Raw genomic sequence first — 9,291 nt, 5'->3', positions numbered from 1 at the left:
CCCACGGCCCTCCCCGAGCCGCGCGAAGGCGCGGACGCGGGGCTGTACCTGTAGTCGGCCGCTGGGCTGTGGCCGCAGCCGGCGGCTGGTGGTGTTCGACGCGCCCGGTGGTGTTTTGATGGACGTATGACCCTGTTCGTCGGGACGTCCGGCTGGCAGTACAAGGACTGGCGGGGGGTGCTGTACCCGGAGGGCTGCCCCACCCGGCTGTGGCTGGAGGAGTACGCGGCCGCGTTCGCCACCGTGGAGATCAACAACGCCTTCTACCGCTTGCCGGAGCGGGAGACCTTCGAGTCCTGGCGGGAGCGCGTGCCGCCGGACTTCGTGGTCGCGGTCAAGGCGAGCCGCTATCTGACGCACATCAAACGGCTCAAGGACCCCGAGGAGCCGGTGCACCGGCTGATGTCGCGGGCGGCGGGCCTCGGCGACCGGCTCGGCCCGGTGCTGCTCCAACTGCCGCCCACGCTGCGCGCCGACCCCGGGCTGCTGGACGCCGCTCTCGCCGCCTTCCCGCCCGGTGCGCGGGTCGCGGTCGAGCCGCGCCACGACTCCTGGTGGACGCCCGAGGTCCGCCGGGTCCTTCAGCTGCGGGGCGCGGCCCTGTGCTGGGCCGACGCGTACGCCCGCCCGGTCACACCGCTGTGGCCGACCACCGGCTGGGGCTACGTCCGCTTCCACGTGGGCCGTGCCCGGGCCTGGCCGCACTACGGCCGGCGGTCCCTGGAGACGTGGGTCGACCGGGTCGCGACGACCTGGCCGGACGAGCGGGACGTGTACGCCTACTTCAACAACGACCCCACGGGGGCGGCGGTCCAGGACGCGGTGGTCTTCGCGAGGGCCGCGCGGCGGGCGGGCCTGACGGTCACCCGCACGCCGGACCGGGTGTCCGCGCAACCCCAGGCCTGAGACGCCCGGAGCGGCTCACCGCTCGTAGGCCGCCCGCAGGGCGTCGCGCACGGCGGCGAGCGCCGCGTCCTCGTCCAGCCCCAGCCGCCGTACGCGCTCCGCGTAGGCCTGGGCGGCCGCCGCGGCCTCGCGCTCGGCGGCCGAGCCCGCGGCGGCCACGAACGTGCCGTTGCGCCCCCGGGTCTCGATCACCCCGTCCGCCTCCAGCGCCCGGTAGGCCTTGGCGACGGTGTTCGCGGCGAGCCCGAGCGACTCGGCCAGTCCGCGCACCGTCGGCAGCCGGTAGCCCACCGGCAGCGCCCCCGAACGCGCCTGCTCGGAGATCTGCGCCCGCACCTGCTCGTAGGGAGGTGCGCCGTCGTCGATGTGGATCTTCAAGGTCACGTGGTGATTGTCCCGCACCCCCGGGAGCCCGCGCGCTCCTGGGCGCCCGCCGGAAAGCGGACCCCGGAAAAGCGAACCTCCGGAAAAGCGGGCCCCCGGAAAAGCGCACCCCGGGAAAATGGGAGGCGCCCGGTCGGCTCCCGCCGTAGCGTGCGCCTACATGACTGTGATCGTCCGTGACCTCCGCGCCGACGCGCCAGGCGACCTGGAGGGCTTCGTCCGCGTCCGGCACCTCGCGCTGCCGTACATGCTGTCCACCCCGCGGTCCCTCGCCCACGACCTCGCCCACATGCATCCCGACGCCCACTACCGTCCCCTCGTCGCCGTGGCGGACGGCGAGGTGATCGGCACGGCGCAGGTGCACCTGTCCCACGAGAGCGCCGAGCCCGGCCAGGGCAACGTGAACGTGTACGTGCATCCGGAGCACACCCGCCGGGGCGCCGGCACCCTGCTGGTGCGGGCCGCCGAGGAGCACCTGGCGGCCCACGGGGCGGTCAGGCTGCACGCCTGGGTGCTGGACGAGCGGGGCAACCGCGCCTTCGCCGAGCGGCACGGCTACAAGAGCAGCCGCTCCGCCCACTTCCTCCGTCTGGACCTGGCGGGCGGCACGCTCCCGCCGCTCCAGGACCCGCCCCCGGGCGTGGAACTGCGCCGGGGCTCGGACTTCGCCGACGACCCGCGCCCGCTGTTCGAGCTGGACGCGGAGGCGACGGCCGACGAACCGAGCGACGTGGACTACGAGTTCACCGACTACGAGGCCTGGCTCGCGGAGACCTGGCGGCATCCGCTGTTCGACGCCGGGCTGACGTCGGTGGCGGTGGTCGACGGCCGCCCCGCGGCGTTCTCGGCGGCCCGTACGGACGGTGCCACCCGGTACGGCACGGTCATGACGGGCACCGCCCGGGCCCACCGCGGCCGGGGCCTGGCCAAGCTCGCCAAGAACGACTCGCTGCACCGCGCCCGCGCCGCCGGGTACACGGAGGCGTTCACGGGCAACGACACCGGCAACGGGCCGATGCTCGCGATCAACAGGTGGTTCGGGTACGAGGTGTGTGCGACGGAGGTGCGGTATGTCCGTGAGCTCGGCTGACGCGGCGGGACCGGCGGGGGCGCCGGTCACCGTGGTGCTCGTCAAGGGCGGCCGTACGAAGCTCAGCTACCCGAGCGAGCTGGTGGCCGACGACGGCGCACGGATCGCCGTCCGGGCGCCCTGGGCGGGCGAGGGCGTACGGGACTTCGGCTTCGTGCGCTTCGAGCCCGGTGACGTGTTCACGGAGTACTACTGGCGCGACCGCTGGTACTCGGTGAAGGAGGTCCGCGACGGCGGGGGCCGGCTGAAGGGCTGGTACTGCGACATCACCCGCCCGGCCGAGTTCTCGGGTACGGAACTGGTCGCCGAGGACCTCGACCTGGACCTGTGGCGCTCCGCGGACGGCACGGACGTACGGCGCCTGGACGAGGACGAGTTCGCCGAGAGCGGCCTGGCCGAGCGCGATCCCGAGGCCGCCGCCCGCGCCGTGGCCGCGCTCGACGAGCTGGAGAGGCTGGCCCGCGAGGGCGGCTTCACCGCCCTGCTGGCCTGAACGACCCCGGCCGCCCTGCTGGCCTGAACGACCCCGGGCCGCGCTGCCGGCCTGAAGGACCCCGGGGGCTCACACCGTCGCCACCACCGCGTACCGCTCGTCGTCCACGGCCCTGCCCCACAGGCGCGCGTCCTGCGAGAGACGCTCCACACGGGTGTGCTCCGTGAGGGGTGCGAGAAGAGTGAGGAGGCGTTCCGTGGGTATGCCGACGGGGGTGACCGTGCCCCAGACGCCCTCGACCAGGATCAGCCGCCCGGAGGGGCGCAGCAGCTCCCGCCAGCGCCGCAGGGCGCTCGCGGGGTCCGGCAGTGCCCACAGCACATGGCGGACGAGGACGGCGTCGAAGCACCGCTCGCCCACCGGCGGGCTGGCCGCGTCGCCGACCAGGAACACCGCGTCCCGGCCCGCGAGCTTGGCGCGGGCCCGCTCCACCATGTTCGGGGAGAGGTCCACGCCGGTCACCCGGTGTCCGCGCTCGGCGGCGAGGAGCGACAGGCTGCCCGTGCCGCAGCCGAGATCGAGGATCTCGCCGGGAGTCCCGGGCAGCCAGCCGCTCAGGCGCTCGGCCCAGGCGGCGCGCACCAGCGGGTCGCGCAGCCCGTGATCCGGCTCGTCGTCGAAGACGGCCGCCTGCGCGTCCCAGTTCACGGGGGCCGGGCTCGTCGGGGCGGGGTGGGTCGTGATCGGTTCGCTCATGCGGCCAAGAGTGACACCCGCCACTGACAACCGATTCGTGACAGCCGCCACAGACAGACCCGCACCGATGAGGAACTCTCGCCCGCAAGGTCTACCTCCGTGAGAACACGGAACCCGGTAGGCGTCGAAGGAGGCAGCGATGCGCCGTACGACAGTGCAGAAGCCCCTGAGGAAGACGGACCCGCGCCGCCTGCGTGGCGAGGAGGCCGACGAGCGTCCGGGCGGACGACCGGAGGTCCGCAAGGACATCGCACGGACGTGGTGGCCGGACGGATGACCTGCGGACCTGCCGATGAGACCGACCGATGAGACGCGTCAGGCGAGCCGTTTGCGGTAGTGGATCCGGTCGTAGGGTCCGTCCACCCGGCGTTCCATCACCTCGTAGCCGTATCTCGGGTAGATCTTCTGGTTCTCCCACATCATCGCGTTCGTGTAGAGCCTGATCTCCCCCAGCCCCAGCACACGCGCGCGGGCGTCCACGAACCGAAGCAGTCGCCGTCCCACTCCCGTGCCGTGTGCGTCGGGGTGGACGGCGATGCTGTCGAGGAACAGGTGGTCCGCGCGGGCCTCGATCACGACGAGGCCCACCACCCGGCCCGCCGCCGCCTCCCGCGCGACGAACACCTTCCCCGCGGCCACGTCCGCCGCGTGATCGGCCTCCATGGGCGCCGGCACCACGCCGATGCGCTCGATGTAGGGCCGGTAGGCCGCGTCGGTCACGGCCTTCACGGCCGGTACGTCGGCGGCGGCCGCCGCCCTGATCCCCTCGCCGGTCTGCTCGCTCCGCATGCCGGGCACGCTACCTACCTGAGCGCAGTCTCAGCACTCCCTTAACGCGAGCATAAGGATCTCCCTCCGCCGCCCTCAGCAGGCGATTCGGCGGTTCTCCGGGGCTAGTTTCGGATCACCCCACGGGATCCGTCCTCCCGTACCAGGACCGTTCCGGACCGCTTCCGAGGAGTTCCTCATGCCCGCACGCCGCAAGGCCGCCGCTCTCGCCGCCCTCGGCCTGGCCCCGCTCGCGCTGACCGCCCTCGCCGCCGCGCCCGCGTCCGCGCACGGCTCCATGGGCGACCCGGTCAGCCGGGTCTCCCAGTGCTACGCGGAGGGCCCCGAGAGCCCGAGGTCGGCGGCGTGCAGGGCGGCGGTGGCGGCGGGCGGAACCCAGGCCCTGTACGACTGGAACGGCATACGGATCGGCGACGCGAACGGCCGGCACCAGGAGCTGATCCCGGACGGCAGGCTGTGCAGCGCGAACAACGAGGAGTTCAAGGGCCTCGACCTGGCCCGCGCGGACTGGCCCGCGACCGCGGTGCACAGCGGCTCGTACCCGTTCAAGTACCGGGTGACCGCCCCGCACAAGGGCACCTTCACCGTCTACATCACCAAGCCCGGCTACGACCCGGCAGGGCCACTGGCCTGGGCCGACCTGGACCTGGAGCATCCGGTCGCCACGGTCACGGACCCGGTCGCCACGGGCGGCTTCTACACGTTCTCCGGGACGCTGCCCGAGCGCACCGGACGGCAGCTGCTGTACGCGGTGTGGCAGCGATCGGACAGCCCGGAGGCGTTCTACTCCTGCTCCGACGTCACCTTCGGCGGGAGCGGGAGCGGGGACGGCGGCGGGGCGGCGAGCGGTTCCTCGCCGGCGCCGACGGCCTCCGCGCCGACCGAGCGGCAGATCGAGGACGGCGCCGGCAGGTCGACGATCGAGCATCACGGCCACGGGGACGCCGACGCCCCTACGACCACGGACCCGACGCCGAACTCGGCGGCACATCCGGCGGCGCACCCTTCGGCGGCCGCTTCCGGTGCCCCCGCACCCGCGGATGCGAACCGGCCCGAGGCCGCCGGCGTACGGACCGACCGGACCCGGCCCCTCGGCCTCGCCGAGACCGGCGGCGACGGCAGCACCCCGTACGTGGCGATCGGCGGCGCGGCCGCCCTGGCGCTCGGGTCGGCGGCGCTGTTCGCCTCGGTCCGGCGGCGCGCCGCCCACGGGGGGCGGCGGGGCCGCTGAGGCGGCCGGACGAACGCGGGGCCTGTCCGGCGGCTCAGGCCGGACAGGCCCCGCACGTGCGCGTCGGTGCCGTCGTCAGTCGAAGACGGACGCGCAGGTGGTGGGGGTGGCGTGCGGTGGGTCGAGGGCGTTGGCCACCTCGTGGAAGGCGACGCGGTCGAAGAGCCCGATCGCCAGGTGCTCGGACAGGTCGACCGGGCACAGGTCCTGCAACAGGACGTTGCGGACGTCGGAGCCCGTGAGGTACTGGCTCCGCCAGGGGGTGGCCACCTCGTCGTACTTGGTGGCGATGACCGTGTAGTGCACTCCGGGCACGGTGTCGCCGCCCTCGTTGAGCTTGGTGAGGAAGTCGGAGCCGGTGATCTGGTCGGCGAGGCCGGGAGTGGTGGCCTTGAGCAGGTCTTCGGCGCCGGGGAAGTACGGCAGCAGGTTGGTCAGGCCGCTGAGGGTGGTGCCGTGGTTGTCGGGCGCGAGGCCGACGAGGGCGTTCACCTTGGCGGCTCCGCCGAGGAACTTCAGGTAGTAGCGGGGCATCATCCCGCCCTGGGAGTGGCCGACCAGGTCGGCCTTGGCGGCGCCGGTGGCGGTGAGCACCTTGTCGACGAAGGCGGACAGCTGCCCGGCCGACGTGTCGATGGGGCCGAGGCCGTGGAAGAGCGGCACTCCGGGCAACTGTCCGTAGTCGAGCGAGAAGACGCAGTACCCGCGGTCCTCCAGATACGGCGCGAGGGACAGCCAGTTGTCGACGGAGTTGCCGAAGGTGCCGTGGACCAGGACGACGGGGCGGGGGTGGGCGGCGGACGGCTTGCAGCTGTAGTCGTTCCAGCCGGTGGTGGGCGCGTCGGAGGCGTGGGCGGTGGCGGCCGGGACGGTGGCGACGGCGACGGCCAGGACGAGGGCGGCCAGGTGTCTCAGGGCGCGCTTGGCGGGCAGCATCGTGTGATCTCCTTGCGGCTCAAGGGAGGTGCGACGGCACTGCGCCCTGTGATCCGGATCACGAGGATGCTGTTCACTCGTCAAGTTACGGACGAGTAGTCCAGGTGTGAAGTTACGCGTCAGTAAAAACTTCCAGCGATAACCGGCGACGACTGGGAGTCATGGGGTAATGGGCCTGACAAAGCGTCACCAAGCCGACCTGTCGGGCTGGTTCGCACGGTGTGCGCCGGCCGCCCCTCGCCCCCCGGTCGCCGGAGTCACGCCGCCAGGGTGCCCGGGATCACGGCCCGGGGGCCGAACCTGGCACGCGCGCGGTCCGCGACCTCCTCGATGCGCCGGACCTTCTCGTCGACCGGGTCGAAGGTGAGCTGGTAGGACGCCTGTTCGGCGGAGTCCAGGCCCTCGGCACGCAGGGCGAGGGCGCGGACCCGGGCGCGCTGGAGGCCGAGGGCCTCGTACATGCCGTACGCGGCCCTGGTCAGCACCGTGGTGTGGGCGGTGGGTTCCGGCAGGGTGCGGCTGCGGACCGTGGCGGATCGGTCGGCGTAGCGCACCGTCAGCGTCAGGGTGCGGCAGACCTTGTCGAGGGCGCGCAGCCGGGCGCCCAGTTCCTCGGTGGCCGACAGCAGCGCCCGGCGGTGGCGGTCGGGGTCCAGCTCGTCGCGCTCGAAGGGGCGTTCGGTGGCCAGGGAGCGGGAGACGGCATTGGGGACCACCCGGCCGCGGTCGACGCCGTTCGCCCTCTCGTGCAGCTCACGACCGGTCCTGGCGCCGAGCAGGCGCTGGAGCGTCGACAGGGGCGCGGCGGCGACCCGGTCCAGGGTGTCCAGGCCGTACTCGCCCAGGGTGCGGGCCGTCGCCGTACCGACGCCGGGCAGCGCGGTGACGGGCCTGCCGGCGAGGAACTCGGCGACGCCGTCCTCGGGCACCGCGCACGTCACCCCGGGCCGGGCGTCGTACAGGGCCATGCGGGCCAGCATCGGGCCCGGTCCGGCGCCGATCAGGCAGTCGACGCCGTACCGCGCGAGCGCGCGGACCCGGATCACCGAGGCCAGTTCGACCGCCTCGCGCCCGAAGTACCGCTCGGCGCCCCGCAGATCGGCCAGCGCACCGTCCGGCGGCAGCGCCTCGATCACCGGGGTGAACTCCTCCAGCAGCCCGAGCAGCCCCGGCAGGGCCGCCTCGTACATCGGGGGCAGCTGAAAACGTACACAGAGGATGGTCATCCCGCGCTCCCTGGAGACTGGTGCCACAACTTCCTTCCGCTCGCGGGCCCTTCGCCCGCCGGGCGCAGATCCGCCCATGGGTGCATCTCGTAGCCGGTGGACATGCGGATGCTCCGCCCGTGCCCGGCCCGCGCCGGCCGCCGCGCGTCTCCGCCGTCGCCCCCGCCGTCGCCCTCGCCTTCGCCGTCGGGGGTGCCTTCCGCTCCCTGCTCCGCTCCCTGCGGAACGGGGCGTGCCAGCCGGGCCGCCACCTCCTCCAGGCCGCCCTCGGCCCGCAGTTCGGCCAGTTCGGCGAGGTTCCAGGCGGCGGACCCCACCACACTGAGACTGCGCGGGCCGCGCCGCTGCACCACTCCGCGCACCAGCAGCAGCCAGGAGTGGAAGACGGTGTGCGCGCAGGCGTCGTGGGAGTCGTCGAAGAAGGCCAGGTCGACCAGGCCGGTGCCGTCGTCCAGCGTGGTGAAGATGACCCGCTTGCCGGACCGGATCGGCGGGGTCTGGGTGGCCGCCTTGGCGCCCGCGACCAGCACCGTCTCGCCGTGCCGGGCCTCGCGCAGCCGGCGCGCGGAGACCACGCCCAGCTCGTCGAGGAACGCCCGGTGGTCGTCCATCAGGTTCCGTGAGGTGTCCATGGACAGCACGCCCAGCTCGGCACTGAGCTTCTCGGCGTCGGACAGGTCGGGGAGCCCGGCCGCGGCCGTCTTCCGGCCGCCGGCCAGGGGCAGTTGGCCGCCGCCTCCGCCCCGGGCGCCCCGGTGCAGCTCGGTCAGGTGCAGTTGCAGGTCGCGGCGGTTGGCGCCGAACGCGTCCAGCGCGCCCACCTGGGCCAGCCGGCCGGCGATCGGGCGGCTCGGCCGGGCCCGCTCCCAGAAGTCCAGCAGCGAGGCGTACGGCTGCCCGTCCGCGATCCGCGCCGCCTCGGCCTCGCTGATGCCGTGCACGTCGGAGAGCGCCAGCCGAAGTCCCCAGACACCGGACGGGACACCGGACGGAACACCGGACGGGACACCGGACGGAACACCGGACGGAACACCGGACGGAACAGCGGATGAACTGGATGAACCGGATGAATCAGACCTCGACTCAGACACCAGTTCGATACGGTGTGCGACTCCCGACCTGTTCACGTCCAACGGCAGGATCGGCACCCCGCGCCGCCGCGCGTCCGCCAGCAGCAGCCGCTTGGGGTACATCCCGGGGTCGTGCGTGAGCAGCCCGGCATAGAAGGCGGCCGGATGATGGGCCTTCAGCCACGCCGACTGGTACGTCGGCACGGCGAAGGCCACCGCGTGCGCCTTGCAGAAGCCGTACGACCCGAAGGCCTCGACGATCTCCCAGGTCCGCCGAATCGTTTCCGCGTCGTACCCGCGCGCCGCCGCGTGCTGGGCGAACCACACCTTGATCCGCCCCTGCGACTGAGGGTCGGACAGCCCGCGCCGCACCCGGTCCGCCTCGTCGCGCCCGCAGCCGGTCATGATGTGCACGATGTGGATGATCTGCTCGTGGAAGACGACCACCCCGTACGTCTCCTTCAGCGGCT

General features: G+C 73.3%; 11 protein-coding genes. 5 read left to right on the top strand and 6 right to left on the bottom strand.

Features of this window, described 5'->3' with window-relative positions; all coding sequences use genetic code 11:
• Nucleotides 1-126: 126 nt before the first annotated feature.
• On the top strand, nucleotides 127-906 hold the full coding sequence (locus ABZ484_RS37615) for a DUF72 domain-containing protein (protein WP_358870451.1): 780 nt from the start codon (nucleotides 127-129) through the stop codon (nucleotides 904-906).
• Nucleotides 907-921: 15 nt separating this feature from the next.
• Here ABZ484_RS37615 and ABZ484_RS37610 read toward each other — a convergent pair whose 3' ends face one another.
• On the bottom strand, nucleotides 922-1,290 hold the full coding sequence (locus ABZ484_RS37610; protein ID WP_030178930.1) for a GntR family transcriptional regulator: 369 nt from the start codon (nucleotides 1,288-1,290) through the stop codon (nucleotides 922-924).
• A gap of 160 nt (nucleotides 1,291-1,450) precedes the next feature.
• On the opposite strand from ABZ484_RS37610, the gene ABZ484_RS37605 reads away from it, so the two are divergent.
• Both ABZ484_RS37605 and ABZ484_RS37600 read left to right on the top strand, forming a co-directional pair.
• The gene (locus ABZ484_RS37605; protein WP_358870450.1) at nucleotides 1,451-2,380 is read left to right on the top strand and encodes a GNAT family N-acetyltransferase; all 930 of its coding nucleotides are present in this window, start codon (nucleotides 1,451-1,453) and stop codon (nucleotides 2,378-2,380) included.
• Nucleotides 2,361-2,873: a DUF402 domain-containing protein gene (locus ABZ484_RS37600; protein WP_358870449.1), complete on the top strand. Its 513-nt coding sequence runs from the start codon at nucleotides 2,361-2,363 to the stop codon at nucleotides 2,871-2,873. The genes ABZ484_RS37605 and ABZ484_RS37600 overlap by 20 nt, the downstream gene beginning before the upstream one ends.
• A 69-nt stretch (nucleotides 2,874-2,942) precedes the next feature.
• Here ABZ484_RS37600 and ABZ484_RS37595 read toward each other — a convergent pair whose 3' ends face one another.
• Nucleotides 2,943-3,569, bottom strand: coding sequence for a class I SAM-dependent methyltransferase (locus ABZ484_RS37595; protein WP_358870448.1), 627 nt, complete (start codon nucleotides 3,567-3,569; stop codon nucleotides 2,943-2,945).
• 139 nt (nucleotides 3,570-3,708) lie between these two features.
• On the opposite strand from ABZ484_RS37595, the gene ABZ484_RS37590 reads away from it, so the two are divergent.
• Complete coding sequence (locus tag ABZ484_RS37590; RefSeq protein WP_358870447.1) at nucleotides 3,709-3,846, top strand: hypothetical protein; 138 nt, start codon at nucleotides 3,709-3,711, stop codon at nucleotides 3,844-3,846.
• Nucleotides 3,847-3,884: 38 nt separating this feature from the next.
• Here ABZ484_RS37590 and ABZ484_RS37585 read toward each other — a convergent pair whose 3' ends face one another.
• Nucleotides 3,885-4,358, bottom strand: a complete 474-nt coding sequence (locus ABZ484_RS37585; RefSeq protein WP_358870446.1) for a GNAT family N-acetyltransferase — start codon at nucleotides 4,356-4,358, stop codon at nucleotides 3,885-3,887.
• A 178-nt stretch (nucleotides 4,359-4,536) separates the two neighbouring features.
• Here ABZ484_RS37585 and ABZ484_RS37580 point away from each other — a divergent pair, with 178 nt between their 5' ends.
• Nucleotides 4,537-5,589: a lytic polysaccharide monooxygenase gene (locus tag ABZ484_RS37580; RefSeq protein ID WP_358870445.1), complete on the top strand. Its 1,053-nt coding sequence runs from the start codon at nucleotides 4,537-4,539 to the stop codon at nucleotides 5,587-5,589.
• Nucleotides 5,590-5,664: 75 nt separating this feature from the next.
• Here the strand turns inward: ABZ484_RS37580 and ABZ484_RS37575 are convergent, their stop codons facing one another.
• From ABZ484_RS37575 to ABZ484_RS37565, 3 genes are all read right to left on the bottom strand, one after another.
• Nucleotides 5,665-6,525 (bottom strand): alpha/beta fold hydrolase, encoded by an 861-nt coding sequence (locus ABZ484_RS37575; RefSeq protein ID WP_358870444.1) that lies wholly within the window; start codon nucleotides 6,523-6,525, stop codon nucleotides 5,665-5,667.
• Nucleotides 6,526-6,782: 257 nt separating this feature from the next.
• On the bottom strand, nucleotides 6,783-7,751 hold the full coding sequence (locus ABZ484_RS37570; protein ID WP_358870443.1) for a hypothetical protein: 969 nt from the start codon (nucleotides 7,749-7,751) through the stop codon (nucleotides 6,783-6,785).
• Nucleotides 7,748-9,291: OB-fold nucleic acid binding domain-containing protein (locus tag ABZ484_RS37565; RefSeq protein WP_358870442.1), on the bottom strand; the 1,544-nt coding region annotated here is incomplete at its 5' end. The genes ABZ484_RS37570 and ABZ484_RS37565, both read right to left, overlap by 4 nt.

Origin of the sequence: Streptomyces sp. NPDC006393, from assembly GCF_040628575.1 — a bacterium.
Lineage (GTDB): Bacteria > Actinomycetota > Actinomycetes > Streptomycetales > Streptomycetaceae > Streptomyces.
This window is presented reverse-complemented; position numbering and strand designations above follow the sequence as displayed.